The organism is Kitasatospora sp. NPDC002227, from assembly GCF_040296285.1.
Lineage (GTDB): Bacteria > Actinomycetota > Actinomycetes > Streptomycetales > Streptomycetaceae > Kitasatospora.
The window spans coordinates 43,159-59,118 of sequence record NZ_JBEOWY010000002.1 but is presented as its reverse complement, the minus strand read 5'-3'; the positions used below and the strand labels follow the sequence as shown (position 1 = coordinate 59,118).

14 protein-coding genes and 1 tRNA gene are annotated in these 15,960 nt (G+C 71.6%); 8 read left to right on the top strand and 7 right to left on the bottom strand.

Annotation, left to right across the window (positions count from 1 at the left end; all coding sequences use genetic code 11):
• Nucleotides 1-28: 28 nt before the first annotated feature.
• Nucleotides 29-589, bottom strand: coding sequence for a PPA1309 family protein (locus ABT095_RS02180; RefSeq protein WP_350527328.1), 561 nt, complete (start codon nt 587-589; stop codon nt 29-31).
• A 156-nt stretch (nt 590-745) separates the two neighbouring features.
• On the opposite strand from ABT095_RS02180, the gene ABT095_RS02175 reads away from it, so the two are divergent.
• From ABT095_RS02175 to ABT095_RS02165, 3 genes are all read left to right on the top strand, one after another.
• Nucleotides 746-3,658: a UPF0182 family membrane protein gene (locus ABT095_RS02175; RefSeq protein WP_350527327.1), complete on the top strand. Its 2,913-nt coding sequence runs from the start codon at nt 746-748 to the stop codon at nt 3,656-3,658.
• Nucleotides 3,659-3,713: 55 nt separating this feature from the next.
• A tRNA-Met gene (locus ABT095_RS02170) sits at nt 3,714-3,787 on the top strand.
• Between the two features lie 649 nt (nt 3,788-4,436).
• Nucleotides 4,437-6,137, top strand: a complete 1,701-nt coding sequence (locus ABT095_RS02165) for a tetratricopeptide repeat protein (protein WP_502884809.1) — start codon at nt 4,437-4,439, stop codon at nt 6,135-6,137.
• A 99-nt stretch (nt 6,138-6,236) separates the two neighbouring features.
• Here ABT095_RS02165 and ABT095_RS02160 read toward each other — a convergent pair whose 3' ends face one another.
• The gene (locus tag ABT095_RS02160) at nt 6,237-6,647 is read right to left on the bottom strand and encodes a Fur family transcriptional regulator (RefSeq protein WP_350527326.1); all 411 of its coding nucleotides are present in this window, start codon (nt 6,645-6,647) and stop codon (nt 6,237-6,239) included.
• 104 nt (nt 6,648-6,751) lie between these two features.
• On the opposite strand from ABT095_RS02160, the gene ABT095_RS02155 reads away from it, so the two are divergent.
• Complete coding sequence (locus tag ABT095_RS02155) at nt 6,752-8,230, top strand: catalase (RefSeq protein ID WP_350527325.1); 1,479 nt, start codon at nt 6,752-6,754, stop codon at nt 8,228-8,230.
• Nucleotides 8,231-8,306: 76 nt separating this feature from the next.
• Here ABT095_RS02155 and hisN read toward each other — a convergent pair whose 3' ends face one another.
• From hisN to ABT095_RS02130, 5 genes are all read right to left on the bottom strand, one after another.
• Nucleotides 8,307-9,104 (bottom strand): histidinol-phosphatase, encoded by a 798-nt coding sequence (gene hisN / locus ABT095_RS02150; RefSeq protein WP_350527324.1) that lies wholly within the window; start codon nt 9,102-9,104, stop codon nt 8,307-8,309.
• 18 nt (nt 9,105-9,122) lie between these two features.
• The gene (locus ABT095_RS02145; RefSeq protein WP_350527323.1) at nt 9,123-9,446 is read right to left on the bottom strand and encodes a DMT family transporter; all 324 of its coding nucleotides are present in this window, start codon (nt 9,444-9,446) and stop codon (nt 9,123-9,125) included.
• Between the two features lie 120 nt (nt 9,447-9,566).
• Nucleotides 9,567-10,622 carry a ribosome small subunit-dependent GTPase A gene (gene rsgA / locus ABT095_RS02140; protein ID WP_350527322.1) on the bottom strand — a complete coding sequence of 352 codons (1,056 nt, stop codon included), beginning with the start codon at nt 10,620-10,622 and terminating at the stop codon, nt 9,567-9,569.
• A 17-nt stretch (nt 10,623-10,639) separates the two neighbouring features.
• Nucleotides 10,640-11,956 (bottom strand): 3-phosphoshikimate 1-carboxyvinyltransferase, encoded by a 1,317-nt coding sequence (gene aroA / locus ABT095_RS02135; RefSeq protein WP_350527321.1) that lies wholly within the window; start codon nt 11,954-11,956, stop codon nt 10,640-10,642.
• A gap of 203 nt (nt 11,957-12,159) precedes the next feature.
• Complete coding sequence (locus tag ABT095_RS02130) at nt 12,160-12,870, bottom strand: M50 family metallopeptidase (RefSeq protein ID WP_350527320.1); 711 nt, start codon at nt 12,868-12,870, stop codon at nt 12,160-12,162.
• A 112-nt stretch (nt 12,871-12,982) separates the two neighbouring features.
• On the opposite strand from ABT095_RS02130, the gene ABT095_RS02125 reads away from it, so the two are divergent.
• From ABT095_RS02125 to rsrA, 4 genes are all read left to right on the top strand, one after another.
• Nucleotides 12,983-13,744, top strand: a complete 762-nt coding sequence (locus ABT095_RS02125) for an SOS response-associated peptidase (RefSeq protein ID WP_350527319.1) — start codon at nt 12,983-12,985, stop codon at nt 13,742-13,744.
• Nucleotides 13,745-13,869: 125 nt separating this feature from the next.
• Nucleotides 13,870-14,505, top strand: coding sequence for an alpha/beta hydrolase family protein (locus tag ABT095_RS02120; RefSeq protein WP_350527318.1), 636 nt, complete (start codon nt 13,870-13,872; stop codon nt 14,503-14,505).
• 265 nt (nt 14,506-14,770) lie between these two features.
• A complete protein-coding gene (locus ABT095_RS02115; protein WP_502884808.1) occupies nt 14,771-15,502 on the top strand; it encodes a sigma-70 family RNA polymerase sigma factor in 732 nt (243 codons plus the stop codon).
• Entirely contained in the window at nt 15,499-15,828 is a 330-nt protein-coding gene (gene rsrA, locus ABT095_RS02110) for a mycothiol system anti-sigma-R factor (RefSeq protein ID WP_350527317.1), read from the top strand. The genes ABT095_RS02115 and rsrA overlap by 4 nt, the downstream gene beginning before the upstream one ends.
• The last annotated feature ends 132 nt before the right edge of the window (nt 15,829-15,960 follow it).

The following is a 15,960-nucleotide window of genomic DNA, read 5'->3' as shown; positions in this document are numbered from 1 at the left end:
GGCGCCTCGCGCCCCTGGGCAGTGCAACTCAGGCGAACGTTGCCAAGAGAGCCTCGGTCAGACCGGGCACCAGGTCCGGGCCGGTGAGGACCTCGCGGGCGATGTCCTTGGAGCGCAGGCGCAGGGCGGTCTCCTTGGCGCCGCCGCGCAGGACGGCGGCGGTGATGCGGACCTCCTCGCGGGCGGGGTGGTTCGCGACCCACTCGGCGAGCTGGGCCTCGCTCGCGTTCTTCGGGCGGGACTGCTCGGCGCCCGGCGGGAGCATCAGGCGCTCGACGACGAGCGCGCAGCCGGCGATCATGTCGGGCCAGGCGATGGTGCCGAGGAACTTGTCGAGCTCCATCCCGGCCGGCAGCTCGTCCTGCTCGATCGGGGTCAGGCCGGGCTCGCCCTCGGTCAGGCCGAGCTTCTTGGCGAGCTGGGGGTCGCTTCGCCGCAGCTGCTCGCTGTCGACCAGGGCGAAGAGCCGGGCCGGCATGTCCCAGCCGAGGCTGGAGGCGTACTCGTCGATCTCCAGCGCGGCGCGGGTCAGCGGGGACGCGGCGGGCGGGAGCGAACCGCCGCCGACGGTGTTCGGTGCATCGGACATGACCCAATCCTCACACGCGCGGGCACCCGGGCGATCCGCGCACCGCAGTCGTCCGTAAACCGTGGGAACTCGGGCGAACACCGATTAAGTTGCACTGAGGACTGCCCCGACCACTCACCACGACACAACAGCAGAGGTGCCACCTTGGTATTCCAGATGCCGGACCGCCCCAGCCCGGGGTTCCGAGGCAGAGTGGGTCCGCCCTCGCGGCGGGCGCGGGTGCTGATGCTGACGGTGGGTGTGCTGGCGGCTCTCTTCCTGCTGTTCGTCATGTTCTCCGGGGTGTGGACGGACTGGCTGTGGTTCAGGTCCGTGCACTACGCCTCGGTGTTCAGCTCCCAGCTGTGGACGAAGGTCGGCCTGTTCGCCGTCTTCGGCCTGCTGATGACCGTGGTGGTCGGCGCCAACATCTGGCTCGCCCACCGGCTGCGCCCGCCGCTGTCGGCGATGTCGGTCGAGCAGCAGAGCCTGGACCGCTACCGGATGGGCATCGCGCCGTACAAGCGCTGGCTCCTGATCGGCGTCTCGCTGGTGGTCGGCCTGATCTCGGGCGCCGCGGCCTCCGGCCAGTGGCGCACCTGGATGCTCTGGACCAACCAGGTCTCCTTCGGCGAGAAGGACAGTCAGTTCCACCTGGACGTCTCCTTCTACGCCTTCTCGCTGCCCTGGTACGAGTTCCTGCTCGGCTTCGCGTTCAGCGCCGTGATCGTCTCGGTGCTGGCGGCCGTGCTGGTGCACTACCTGTACGGCGGCCTGCGGCTGCAGGGCCCCGGCCGGCGCGCCAGCGCCGGGGCGCAGGGGCACCTTGCGGTGCTGCTCGGCGTGTTCGTGCTGCTCAAGGCGGTGGCGTACTGGCTGGACCGGTACGGCCTGGCGGTGAAGTCCGGCTCGTACAAGGGCGTGGACAGCTGGACCGGCCTTCGGTACGTGGACGCGAACGCCTTCCTGCCCGCGAAGACCATCCTGTTCTTCGTCGCGATCATCTGCGCGGTGCTGTTCTTCCTGACCCCGGTGCGCCGCACCTGGGCCCCGGCGCTGATCGGCTTCGGGCTGATGGCGCTCTCGGCGGTGCTGATCGGCGGGGTCTACCCGGCGCTGGTGCAGCAGTTCCAGGTCAAGCCGAACGAGCAGGCCAAGGAGACCCCGTACATCCAGAAGAACATCGACGCGACGCGCCAGGCGTACGGGATCGCGGACAGTCAGAGCCAGGCGTACACGCCGAAGGACTCGACCACCCAGGACGCGCTCAAGCCGGACGCGCAGACCATCAAGGACATCCGGCTGCTCGACCCGAACGTGGTCTCGCCGGCCTTCCAGCAGATCGAGCAGCAGCGCTCGTACTACGCCTTCCCGCAGACGCTGAACGTCGACCGGTACGGGACGGGCATGGACGCGCAGGACACCGTGATCGGGGTGCGCGAGCTGGACCTCAAGGGGGTGCAGCAGCGGAACTGGATCAACGACCACTTCAAGTACACCCACGGCTACGGCGTCGTCGCGGCCAAGGGCAACCAGGTCAACGGCCAGGGCCAGCCGGTCTTCACCGAGTCGGGCCTGCCCACCACGGGCGCGCTGGGCGACTACCAGCAGCGGGTCTACTACGGCGAGAAGAGCCCGGACTACTCGATCGTCGGCGGCACCAACCAGGAGATCGACTACACCTCCGACGCCGGCGGTGACAAGACCTACCAGTACACCGGCGGCAGCGGCGTCTCGCTGGACAACCCGCTCACCCGGGCGGCCTTCGCGGTGAAGTACGCCGAGCCGCAGATCCTCTACTCCGGGGCGATCGCGAGCGGCTCGAAGATCATTTTCGACCGGACGCCCAAGGAGCGGGTGGAGAAGGTCGCGCCCTGGCTCTCGATCGACGCCGACCCGTACCCGGTGGTGGAGAACGGCAGGCTGGTCTGGGTCCTGGACGGCTACACCACCTCGGACGGCTTCCCGTTCTCCTCCAAGACCACGCTGGGCGACGTCACCAAGGACTCGCTCACCGGGGCGCGCGGCGAGACCCTGACCGCCGCCAACAAGGTGAACTACATCCGCAACTCGGTGAAGGCGACGGTCGACGCGTACACCGGCGAGGTGACGCTCTACCAGTGGGACGAGAGCGACCCGGTGCTGAAGACCTGGATGAAGGCCTTCCCCGGCACGGTCGAGCCCAAGAGCGCCATCCCGGCCACGCTGATGCCGCACCTGCGGTACCCGCAGGACCTGTTCAAGGTGCAGCGCGACCTGCTGGCGCAGTACCACATGACCGATGCCAACGCCTTCTTCAACGGCACCGACATCTGGCAGGTCCCGGCCGACCCGACCACCAGCACCAACGAGGTGCAGCCGCCGTACTACCTGACGGTCCGGATGCCCGACGCGCCGACGGCCAGCTTCTCGCTGACCACCTCCTTCGTGCCGAGCAAGCGGGACAACCTGGCGGCCTTCATGGCGGTCAGCGCCGACCCGGGCCCGGACTACGGGAAGATCCGGATCCTCAAGGTGCCCGGTGACACCGGCACGCTGGGGCCGAACCTCGCGCAGGCGAAGTTCAACTCGGACCCGGAGGTGGCCCGCCAGCTGAACATCCTCAAGAACGGCGGCGACTCGGACGTCGAGTACGGCAACCTGCTGACCCTCCCGGTCGGTGGCGGCCTGCTCAACGTCGAGCCGGTGTACGTGCGCGGGCGGACCGCGAAGTACCCGGTGCTGCAGAAGGTGCTGGCGGTGTACGGCAAGGACAACGTGGCCTTCGAGAACACCCTGGAGGACGCGCTGAAGAAGGTCTTCGGCGCCGCCACCGCGGGCACCACCCCGACGGCCCCGACCACGCCCACCACCCCCGGCACCACGCCGACCCCGCCCACCACGGGCACGCCGGCCGGCCCCGCGCTGCAGAAGGCGCTGCAGGACGCCCAGAAGGCCTTCACCGACGGGCAGACCGCCCTGAAGAACGGCGACTGGGCGGCGTACGGCGTGGCGCAGAAGGCGCTGCAGGACGCGCTCAACGCGGCGGCCGCCGCGCAGGCGCCGGGTGCCTCCCCGTCGGCCTCGCCGTCGCCGTCCCCGTCCCCGTGATCGGTTACTGATTTCTGATCCACTCCGCGTCCGTGCTACGGTTGAGGCACAACGACGCGGGGTGGAGCAGCTCGGTAGCTCGCTGGGCTCATAACCCAGAGGTCGCAGGTTCAAATCCTGTCCCCGCTACTCTGAACCGAAGGCCCGGAGATTCACTCTCCGGGCCTTCGGTGTTCTCCGGCGCGTTCCGGTGCGGTGGCGCATCCGCGCAGGTGGGCTCCGGTACTATCGACCGTCGCCAACGATGCCGACACCAGCACCCTGTTGCCGGGGTTTGTGAGGCCCAAGTGTCGGGAAATCGACAAAGCGCCGAAGCAATCTCGCCGGGCTTCGGCCGACCCCGCCAATATCGGCCGGGCAGGTGTACGCGGGTTGCGGGTGATGCCACGATGGACCACACGGGGGACGACGGACGGCCGATGACGGGCCGTCGGCCGGGGAAGGACCGCCGCAGCACTCCGGGGGGAGGGAAATCGGCGTGAAGCTGATCGGCAGGAACGGGCCGGGTGCCAAGCCCGCCGCGAGCACCCTCGAGCAGGCCGTACACGAAGCGCCTGACGCTGTGTCCGGCAACGGCGGGTCGGAGCACGACACCGACACCTGGGCGCAGAGCCCCGATGACACCCGTGGCGCCCTGCCCGCCCAGCGCACCAGTGCGCTGACGGCCCCTCGGCCGGAGTCCGGTTACGGCCCCGACAGCCTCGTCCACCTCTCCACCCGTGACTTCACCGCCGCCGTCGGCACCTACCCGTCCGCACGCCCGGTCGAAACCGACTCCGTGCTGGACGATCTCGACGGCGCCAGCTTCGAGACGGCGCTGGCCGCCCGCGAGCAGGCCGCCCTGGAGAGCCGGCACCGGGAGGCGGCCGACGGGGGCGACCCCGGCGCGGCCAGCCAGCTCGGCGCGCTGCTGCTGCGCCGGGGGGAGCTGGAGGACGCGGAACCGTATCTGCGGGCCGCCGCCGCGGCCGGCCAGCGGGCCGCCGCGAACAACCTCGGTGTGCTGCTGCACCAGCGCGGCCACCGCGCGGAGGCGGCCCAGTGGTGGCGCCAGGCCGCCGTCGCGGGGAGCGCGCCCGCCGCGCACGCCCTCGGTCTGCAACTGCGGGACCAGGGCGAGGAGGAGGCGGCCGAGTACTGGCTGCACTTCGCCGCCGAGCAGGGCCACCCGCTGGGTGCCTACGCGCTGGGCGACCTGATGGAGCACCGGCGCGACGTGCGGGCCGAGCGCTGGTTCCGTGCCGCCGCCGACGCCGGGCACCGTGAGGCCGCGTACCGGCTCGCCCGGATGCGGGAGGCGGCGGGCGACAAGGAGACCGCCGAGACCTGGTACCGCACCGCCGCCGCGCGCAGCCACGCCCGCGCGGCGCTGCGGCTCGGCGTGCTCCTGGAGGAGCGCGGCGACCACGACGAGGCCGCCCGCTGGTACCGGCAGTCCGCCCAGAACGGCGAGGCGCGGGCCGCCTGCGCGCTGGGCTTCCTGCTGCGCGACGCGGGCGAGCAGAGCGCAGCCGCCGAGTGGTGGCAGGAGGCCGCCGAGGCCGGGGACGGCAATGCCGCCAACGCGCTCGGCGCGCTGTACGCCGGCCGGGGCGAGGCCGCCGAGGCCGAGCAGTGGTACCGGGTCGCCATGGAGGCGGGCGACCAGAACGGCGCCTTCAATCTCGGCCTGCTCTGCGCGGGCCTGGGCCGGGAGGCACAGGCCGAGCAGTGGTACCGGCGCGCGGCCTACGCCGGGCACCGGGAGGCGTGCAACGCGCTGGCCGTGGTGCTGCTGCAGCGCGGCGACGAGTCCGGCGCCGAGCCGTGGTTCTCCAAGGCCGCGGAGTCCGGCAGCGTGGACGGCGCCTTCAACCTGGGCGTCCTGCACGCCGGGCGCGGGGAGCAGCAGCAGGCGCACGAGTGGTACGCGCGCGCTGCCGCGGAGGGGCACGGCGAGGCCGCGCTCCAGCTCGCCGTCGCCCAGGAGCAGCGCGGGCAGCTGTCCGCCGCCCTCGACCGCTACCGCCAGGCCGCGGCCGGCGGCTCGGCGGAGGGCGCGTTCCGGCTGGCCTCCCTGCTCGACCGGCGCGGGGACGCCGACGCGGAGGCGGAGCACTGGTACGCCGTCGCCGCCGATGCCGGGCATCGGCGGGCGCAGGTGCGGATGGGCGTACGGGCCGCCGAGCGCGGGGCGCTGGAGATCGCGGAGAGCTGGTACCGGCGGGCGGCGGAGGCGGGGAGCCGCAGCGCCGCGTTCAACCTGGGGCTGCTGTTGGCCCGTCAGGACAGCGAGACCGAGGCGGTGCTCTGGTACACCCGGGCGGCGGACGCCGGGCACGGGCGGGCGGCGCTGCGGCTCGCGCTGCTCTCGCTGCGGCGCGGCGAGCCCGTTCAGGCGGAGAGCTGGTGCCAGCGGGCCACCGAGTACGGGCCGGCGGAGGTCGCGGAGCGGGCTTCGCGGTTGCTGGGCGCCCTGAGCGCGGAGCTCAGCGCTTAGAGCAACCACTTCAGGGGCGCGGGTAACGGCGCGCGCAACCGTGCACCTTCGTAGCGGGCTGGTCGCGCAGTTCCCCGCGCCCCCGGAGCGCTGCCCCAGTCAGGCGCAGTCGGGGCACAAGCCCCGGTAGGTAACTTCCGCCCCGGAGATGACGAAGCCGAAGCGCTCGGTGGCGGGGAGGGCCGCGACTGGATCACCCTGGGGGTGGACGTCGCGGATGGCGCCGCAGCCGGAGCAGACGAGGTGCTGGTGGGCGTGGTGGGCGTTGGGGTCGTACCGCTTGGCGCGGCCGTCGGTGGAGACCTCGAGGACCTCGCCGAGGGAGACCAGTTCGCCGAGCGTGTTGTAGACCGTGGCGCGGCTGATCTCGGGGAGCCGGTCGGCGGCACGGGCGTGCACCTCGTCGGCGGTCAGGTGGACGTGGTCCCCGTCCAGGACCTCGGCGACGACTCTTCGCTGCGAAGTCAGCCGCCAGCCGCGTCCGCGCAGGCGTTCCAGCAGGTCACTCATGCAGTCAGGTTAGCAACTTTCGCAAGTTTGAGTCAGTGTTGACTTAGACAAAGTCCAAGATAGGATCGAGTCCTCACGACCGGATATCGCGGAGGTGCTCCCTTATGACTGCCCAGGAAGAGCTGCGGCCCACCCTCACCACCGAGGCCGGTGCTCCCGTCGCCGACAACCAGAACACGGAGACGGCTGGCATAGGCGGCCCGGCGCTGATCCAGGACCAGCTGCTGTTCGAGAAGCTCGCGCACTTCAACCGGGAGCGCATCCCGGAGCGCGTGGTGCACGCGCGCGGCGCGGCCGCCTACGGCACCTTCACCGTGACCGCCGACGTCACCCCCTACACCAGGGCGAAGTTCCTCGGCGAGATCGGCAAGCAGACCGAGACCTTCCTCCGCTTCTCCACCGTCGCGGGCAACCTCGGCTCCGCCGACGCCGTCCGTGACCCGCGCGGGTTCGCGCTGAAGTTCTACACCGAGGAGGGCAACTACGACCTCGTCGGCAACAACACCCCGGTGTTCTTCATCAAGGACGCCATCAAGTTCCCCGACTTCATCCACACCCAGAAGCGGGACCCGTACACCGGCTCGCAGGAGGCGGACAACGTCTGGGACTTCTGGGGCCTGTCGCCCGAGTCGACCCACCAGGTGACCTGGCTGTTCGGTGACCGCGGCATCCCGGCCACCTACCGCCACCTCAACGGCTACGGCTCGCACACCTACCAGTGGCAGAACGAGGCCGGCGAGTACTTCTGGGTGAAGTACCACTTCAAGACGGACCAGGGCATCAAGAACCTCACCGCCGACGAGGCCGCCAAGCTCGCCGGTGAGGACCCGGACAGCCACCAGCGCGACCTGCGCGAGTCGATCGAGAACGGCGACTTCCCGTCCTGGACGGTGCAGGTGCAGATCATGCCCGCCGCCGACGCCGCGAACTACCGCTTCAACCCGTTCGACCTGACCAAGGTCTGGCCGCACGAGGACTACCCGCCGATCGAGATCGGCAAGCTGGAGCTCAACCGCAACCCGGAGAACGTCTTCGCCGAGGTCGAGCAGTCGATCTTCTCCCCGGCGCACTTCGTGCCCGGCATCGGCCCGTCCCCGGACAAGATGCTCCAGGGCCGCCTGTTCGCCTACGCGGACGCCCACCGCTACCGCGTCGGCATCAACGCCGACCACCTGCCGGTGAACCGCCCGCACGCCACCGAGGCGCGGACCAACAGCCGGGACGGCTACCTCTACGACGGCCGCCACGGCCGCCAGAAGAACTACGAGCCCAACTCCTTCGGCGGCCCGGTCGAGACCGGCCGTGCGCTCTGGGCCGCCGTCCCGACGGTGGCCGGCGCGAGTGGCAACCACGCCGCGCCCTCGCACGCCGAGGACAGCGACTTCGTCCAGGCCGGCAACCTCTACCGCCTCTTCTCCGAGGACGAGAAGGCCCGCCTGATCGCCAACCTGGCCGGCTTCATCGCCAAGGTCTCGGCCGACCGCGAGGACATCGTCGAGCGTGCGATCGACAACTTCCGCCAGGCCGACGCCGACTACGGCCAGCGCCTGGAGTCGGCCGTCCGCGAGCTGCGCAAGCAGTAAGCGGCGGCACCCCCAAAGCCGCGGGCCCGGGTTCGGATCACCGAACCCGGGCCCGCGCCCATTCCCGTACGGGGGGTCAGACGCTCAGCCGCCGCAGCGTCTCGGCGTGCAGCAGGCCGTTGCTGGCCACCGCCTCCGCGCCGCTCGGGCCGTCGATGCCGTCCAGACCGGTGAAGCGGCCGCCCGCCTCCTGGACCACGATGCAGGGCGCCGCCATGTCCCACAGCGAGAGCTCCGGCTCGGCCGCGATGTCCGCCGCGCCCTCGGCCACCATCATGTAGGACCAGAAGTCGCCGTAGGCCCGGGTGCGCCAGCAGGCCCGGGTGAGGTCCAGGAAGTGGTCCAGGCGGCCGCGCTCCTCCCAGCCGGAGAGGGAGGAGTAGGAGAGCGAGGCGTCGGAGAGCTTCGACACCTGGGAGACCGAGATCCGCTGCGCCTTGGCCAGGCTGCGGCCGGCGTACGCGCCCAGGCCCTTGGCGGCCCACCAGCGGCGGCTGAGCGCCGGGGCGGAGACGATGCCGACCACCGGCTCCTCGGTGCCGTCCGGCTGGACCTCGAGCAGCGCGATCAGGGTGGCCCAGACCGGCACCCCGCGCACGTAGTTCTTGGTGCCGTCGATCGGGTCGATCACCCAGCGGCGCGGGCCGGAGCCGACCATGCCGTACTCCTCGCCGAACACCGCGTCGCGCGGCCGGGCCCGCTGGAGCACGCTGCGCACCTGGTCCTCGGCGGCCTTGTCGGCGTCGCTGACGGGCGTCAGGTCGGGCTTGGTCTCGACCTTGAGGTCCAGGGCCTTGAAACGGTCCATGGTGATCGAGTCGGCCGAGTCGGCGAGGACATGGGCGAGGCGGAGATCGTCGTGGTAGTCGGCCATGCCCGAAACCCTAGCGCTTCAGTGTCCCGAACCGCTGAGCTGCAGGCCGACAACTCCGGCGATCACCAGGCTGATCGAGACCAGCTTGAGCACCGAGCTCGGCTCGTTCAGCCAGATGATCCCGTAGATGGCGGTGCCGGCCGCGCCGATGCCGGTCCACACCGCGTAGGCGCTGCCGACCGGCAGGGACTTGAGCGAGAGGGTGAGCAGGCCGAAGCTGCCGAGCGCGAAGCAGGCGAACGCGACGGTCGGCCAGAGCTTGGTGAACCCGTCACTCAGCTTGAGGTTGATCGCGAAGCCGGTCTCCAGGAGACCGGCCAGGATCACCATCGCCCATGCCATCAGCGCTGACTCCCTGCCCCGGAAGGGCCGGACCGATCAGTCCGACCGTCATATCCGTCGATCTTCCTATTCTGGCCGGGGCGGCGGGCTCCGAACCTTCCCAGCGGAGCCGAACGGGCGTCAGTCGCCTTCGCGGGCCTCCTTGGAGGAGAGCAGGCGGCGCAGCGAGTAGAGCCGGGCCTGCTCGGCGTGGCCGTCGGTGACCCAGGCGTCCAGCGCGCAGTCCGGCTCGTCGTGGCTGCAGGCGCGCGGGCAGTCGACGGTGCCGGGCTCCAGGTCGGGGAAGGCGAGGATCACCCGGGACGGGTCGATGTGCGAGAGGCCGAAGGAGCGGAAGCCGGGCGTGTCGATCACCCAGCCCGGGTCCAGCGCCTTCTTCGAGCCGGGCTTGACCCCGGGCGGCGGGGGCAGCCGCAGCGCGAGGGCCGAGACGGTGGTGTGCCGCCCCCGGCCGGTCACCGCGTTGACGTGCCCGGTGGTCCGCTGGTGCAGCGGCACCAGTGCGTTGACCAGGGTGGTCTTCCCGACGCCGGAGTGCCCGATGAAGACGGTCGAGCGCCCGCGCAGGTGCTCGCGGACGGCCTCGGCGCCGGTGGTCTCCAGCTCGTCCCGCCGCGTCACCACGTACTGGATGCCGAGCGGGGCGTAGGCCTCGAGCAGCGGCTCGGCCGGGGCGAGGTCGGCTTTGGTGAGCACCAGGATCGGCTCCATGCCCGCGTCGTACGCCGCCACCAGGCAGCGGTCGATCAGCCGGGGCCGGGGCTCGGGGTCGGCCAGCGCGGTGACGATCGCCAGCTGCTGGGCGTTGGCGACCACGATCCGCTCGTACGGGTCGTCGTCGTCCGCGGTGCGCCGCAGGACGGAGCTGCGCTCCTCGACCCGGACGATCCGGGCCAGGGTGTCCGGATCGCCGGAGAGATCGCCGACCACGTTGACCCGGTCGCCGACGACCACGCCCTTGCGGCCCAGCTCACGGGCCTTCATGGCGACGACCTGGCGTTCGGTCCTGGTGCCCGCGTCGACCAGGCAGGTCAGCCGGCCCCGGTCCACGGTGAGGATCATCGCGTCAGCGGCGTCCTCGTGCTTGGGCCGGATCCGCGTCCGGGGCCGGGAGCCCTTGCGGCCCGGGCGGTTGCGGATGTCGTCCTCGTCGGCGTCCTTGCCGTAGCGGCGCATGGTGCTCGTACCCCCGATCAGACCTGGCCGAGGAGGTCGGCCCACATCCCGGGGAAGTCCGGCAGGGTCTTGGCCGTGGTCGCGACGTTCTCCACCTGGACGCCCTCGACCGCCAGGCCGAGGACGGCGGCGGCGGTGGCCAGCCGGTGGTCCTCGTAGGTGTGGAAGACACCGCCGTGCAGCTTGCGCGGGCGGATCCGCAGGCCGTCCTCGGTCTCGCTGACGTCGCCGCCGAGGTCGTTGATCTCCTTGGCCAGCGCGGCCAGGCGGTCGGTCTCGTGCATGCGCAGGTGGGCGATGCCGTACAGGTGCGACTCGGAGTCGGCCAGCGCGGCCACGGCGGCGATCACCGGGGTGAGCTCGCCGACGTCGTGCAGATCGACCTCGATGCCCTGGATCCTGCCCGTGCCGGTGAACTCCAGGCCCTCGTCCGTGAAGCGGCAGGACCCGCCCATCGCGGTGTAGATCTCCCGCAGCTGGTCGCCCGGCTGGTAGGTGTGCTTGGGCCAGTCGCGGACGACCACCTTGCCGCCGGTGACCAGCGCGGCGGCGAAGAACGGCGCGGCGTTGGAGAGGTCCGGCTCGACCACCAGGTCACGGCCGATCAGGGCGCCGGGGGCGACCCGCCAGACGTCCTTCTCGCCGCCGTCCTCCGGCGCGTCGACCTGGGCGCCGGCCTTGCGGAGCATGTCGACCGTCATCCGGATGTGCGGCAGGGAGGGCACGGTCTCGCCGATGTTGCGGATCTCCACGCCGTTGTTGAAGCGCGGGCCGGAGAGCAGCAGGGCGCTGATGAACTGGGAGGAGGACGAGGCGTCCACCTCGACCAGGCCGCCGTCCAGGCTGCCGGTGCCGTGCACGGTGAGCGGGAAGCCGCCGCGTCCGCCGTCGTCGATCCGGGCGCCGAGCGCGCGCAGGGCGTTGATCACGCCGTGCTGGGGGCGCTCGTAGCTGCGCGGGTCGCCGTCGAAGTGGACCGGGCCGTCGGCCAGCGCGGCGACCGGCGGCAGGAAGCGCATGACCGTGCCCGCGTTGCCCACGTCCACCTGGGCCGGGCCGTGCAGCGGGCCGGGGATGACCCGCCAGGCCTCGCCGCCGCCGGTGCCGCCGGCGTCGGAGTTGACCGTCTCCTCGATGCTGACGCCGAGCGCCCGCAGGCCGTCCGCCATCAGCTGGGAGTCCCGGCTGCGCAGCGGCCGGCGCACCCAGCCCGGCCGGGCGGCCAGCGCGGCCAGCACCAGCGCGCGGTTGGTCGCCGACTTGGAACCGGGGATGGTGACGGTCGCGTCGACGGCGGAAGTCGCGACAGGAGCGGGCCACAGGGCTTCAGTCATGGCCTCAGTCTAGGGGCGGACGCTCCGGGGCCCGGCTACCGCAGGGCGGGCATCGGGGTCTGTCTCATGACTCGCGTCGGATCAGGCCGGGTCGTTCGGTGCGTGCTGTCGGCGTGCGGCAGGAACGCCCTCGTAGCGGAGCTACTTGGGCGTTTCGGCCGTGCGGCGAGAGTGCGTGCCGGGCGGGCCGGACCTGGCGGGAGTCATGAGACAGACCCCAACAGCCAGTTGCCGCCCGCGAGGAGGCAGGCGAGGGCGATCACCAGGAAGAGGGTCACCCAGAGCACGGCGCTGATCCCGGTGAGGCGGGCCAGCTGGTCGGCGTCGGAGTCCCGCGCGCCGCCGCGGCGGCGCTTGTGCTGGAGCTCGACCACCGGCCGGACCCCGGCCAGCAGCAGGAACCAGATGCCGAGGTACGCGAACGCCGCGTGCAGCTGGTCGCCGCCGTACCAGGAGACCAGGAAGAAGACGGCCCCGGTCACCACCACGGAGAGCAGCCCGAAGGCGTTGCGGATCATCACGAGCAGCCCGGCCAGCAGCACGATCGAGATCCAGAGCAGCGCGGTGACCCGGTGCGCGGACAGCAGCGCGGCTCCGCCCAGCCCCAGCAGCGGCGGGGCGGTGTAGCCCGCGGCGGCGGTGAGCACCATGCCGAGGCCGTGCGGCTTGCCGGAGGAGACGGTCAGGCCCGAGGTGTCGGAGTGCAGCCGGATGCCGGAGAGGCGGCGGCCGGTGAGCAGCGCGGTGAGGCCGTGGCCGCCCTCGTGCGCGATGGTCACCACGTTGCGGCTGAGCCGCCAGACCGGGTGCGGCAGGATCGCGGCCAGCGCGACCGCCGCGGTGCCGAGGACCAGCCAGCGCGGCGGGTCGGGCTGGGTGCCGACTGCTCGCTGCCATACCTCCGTGACGTCCATCGGGTGCCTCCTGTGCGGGTGTGCCGATCCGGCAGCCTCCCATGCCAGGACGGTCCGGCGGTACCTGCCGGTTCTCACTCGGACGGCCGATGCGCCCTCTAGGCTGGCCCGCATGTGTGGTCGGTTCGCTTCCAGCACCAAGCCCGAGGACCTGGTCGAGATCTTCGGGGTCGAGCAGTGGGACCCGACGGAGACCGTCGCCCCGAGCTGGAACGTCGCACCGACGGATGCCGCGTACGTGATCCTCGACCGGGCGCCGAAGGGTTCCGTCGATCCGGTGCGGCAGCTGCGCGTGCTGCGGTGGGGGCTGGTGCCGGCCTGGTCCCGCACCGCCGAGACTGCGGTGAAGATGATCAATGCGCGGGCGGACACGGTGCACGAGAAGCCCGCCTACCGGCAGGCCTTCGCCTCGCGGCGCTGCCTGATCCCGATCGACGGCTACTACGAATGGCAGACCGTCCCGGCGGTCAAGGGCAAGCCGCGCAAGCAGCCGTACTTCGTGAGCCGGGCGGACGGCGGAGTGCTGGCCCTGGCGGGGCTGTACGAGTTCTGGCGGGACCGGAGCCGCCCGGGGGACGACCCGGAGGCCTGGCTGGTGACCTGCACCGTGGTGACCACGGAGGCGGAGCCGCTGCTGGCCCCCATCCACGAGCGGATGCCGCTGTTCCTGGACCAGGGCGCGTTCGACGCCTGGCTGGACCCGGCACTGAACGAACCGGACGAGCTCCGGGGCCTGCTCGTCCCCCCGCCGCCGGGAGCCCTGCAGGCCGTACCGGTCGCGGCGGCGGTCGGGAACATCCGCAACAACGGCCCCGAGCTGCTGCGGCCCCTGGCGGCGGAGGCCGTGGACACGGGAGACCTGAGCCTTTTCTGAAGCGTCAGCCAGAACAGGGGCGCGAGGAACTGCGCGAAGCGGGAGGCTGCGGGCCGGCACGTGGCTGGTCGCGCAGTTCCTCGCGCCCCTGATAGTGCAACCCCTGAAGTGCCTAAAGTGACGGTATGCAATCCCTGGTGGAGACCCCGGTCGGTACGGCTCGTGTCACTCGCTTCGCGGCGAAGCAGCCGAAGGCGCTCGTGGTGCTCGGGCACGGGGCCGGCGGCGGGATCGAGGCGGCGGATCTGCAGGCGCTGGCCGCCGGGCTGCCTGCCGTCGGGTTCAGCGTCGTGTTGATCGAACAGCCGTGGCGGGTGGCCGGGAAGAAGGTGGCGCCGGCGCCGAAGACCCTGGATGCCGGGTGGCTGCCGGTGCTCGAGGAGCTGGCGAAGGACGGGCTGCCGCTGGTGGTGGGCGGGCGCAGTGCCGGGGCGCGGGTGGCCTGCCGGACGGCGGTGCAAACCGGCGCGTCGGCGGTGCTCGCGCTGTCGTTCCCGCTGCACCCGCCGGGCCGGCCGGAGCGGAGCCGGGCCCAGGAGCTGACGGAGTCCGGCCGACCCACGCTGGTGCTGCAGGGGGCGGCGGACACCTTCGGTACGCCCGAGGAGTTCCCCGAGCTGCCCGAGCGGCACCGGCTGGTGGCCGTGCCGTACGGGAACCACTCCTTCGCCGTGCCCAAGCGCGCGCCGTACACCCCGGCCGAGGCGATGGCGCTGATCACCGGGACGGCGGGCGACTGGTTGGGCGAGCTGTTCGGCTGAGCCGTACGGGAGTTGGGGACGGTCGCGGTGGGCGGGAATGTTGCCGGGGCGCGCCTGGTTTACACCTACCGTCAGTAGGTGTCCCGGTGGAAAGGCAGGGCAGATGGGTTCGATCGCGTGCCCCGAGCGGACGGCCAGGAGCGAGGCGTCGGACGCTGTCGCGCCGGTCTGGTCCGACTGGTTGGTCGCGGGCGAGAAGCCGGTGAGCCCGATATCCTCGCTGTCGGGTGGGCCCGCCGTGGGCTTCAGCCGCCATGCCGAGGAGGTGGGTCCGGTCGTCGGGACCGAGCACGATGCCGAGTCTGGCGAGGTTCTGCCGGTGAGCGAGGTGCTCACGGGCGAGGAGCTGGCCGAGGCGATCGGTGAGGACACCTTCCGGGTGTCGGCCCAGGAGACCGAGGAGGCCCGGCGGGAGCGCTTCGAGCGCGACGCCCTGGGCTACCTCGACCCGATGTACTCCGCCGCCCTGCGGATGACCAGGAACCCGGCGGACGCCGAGGACCTGCTGCAGGAGGCGTTCGCCAAGGCCTATGCGTCGTTCCACCAGTTCCGTGAGGGCACGAACCTCAAGGCCTGGCTGTACCGCATCCTCACCAACACCTTCATCAACTCGTACCGCAAGAAGCAGCGCGAGCCGCAGCGGACGGCCGCCGAGGAGATCGAGGACTGGCAGCTGGCCCGGGCCGAGTCGCACATGTCGACCGGTCTGCGTTCGGCCGAGGCCCAGGCGCTCGACCACCTGCCGGACAGTGATGTGAAGGACGCCCTCCAGGCGATCCCGGAGGAGTTCCGGATCGCGGTCTATCTTGCTGACGTAGAGGGCTTTGCGTACAAGGAGATCGCGGACATCATGGGTACACCCATCGGTACGGTGATGTCCCGGCTGCACCGTGGCCGTCGGCAGCTGCGCGGCATGCTGGAGGATTACGCCCGTGAGCGCGGGCTCGTCCCGGCTGGTAGCGGGGCAGGGCAGGAAGCGAAGGGCGCGGGCTCATGAGCTGCGGCGATCCGCACGACACCGAGTGTGGCGAGGTGCTCGACCACCTCTACGAATTCCTCGACAACGAGATGAACGAGGGCGACTGCGTCAAGCTGCGCGTGCACTTCGAGGAGTGCTCGCCCTGCCTGGAGAAGTACGGTCTCGAACAGGCGATCAAGGCGCTGATCAAGCGCTCCTGCGGCTGTGACGACACGCCGGCCGATCTGCGCGGCAAGGTGCTGGCCCGGATCGACTCGATCCGCTCGGCGCAGCGCCGGGCCGAGGCGGTGACGGTGGCCGAGTCCGCCGCTCCTGCCGCGGCCCCGGCCGCCGCTGCCGAGTAGGGCTCGACCGGGTCGGGTGCACCCGTCCTAATCTCACTCGTTCGGGTGAGCTGAGGCGGTGTCGGCCAGGGCGATCCCCGTGGAGCGGCCCCACACCCCGGGTGGAGGCCTATTCTCCTGACGGGCCCTCAC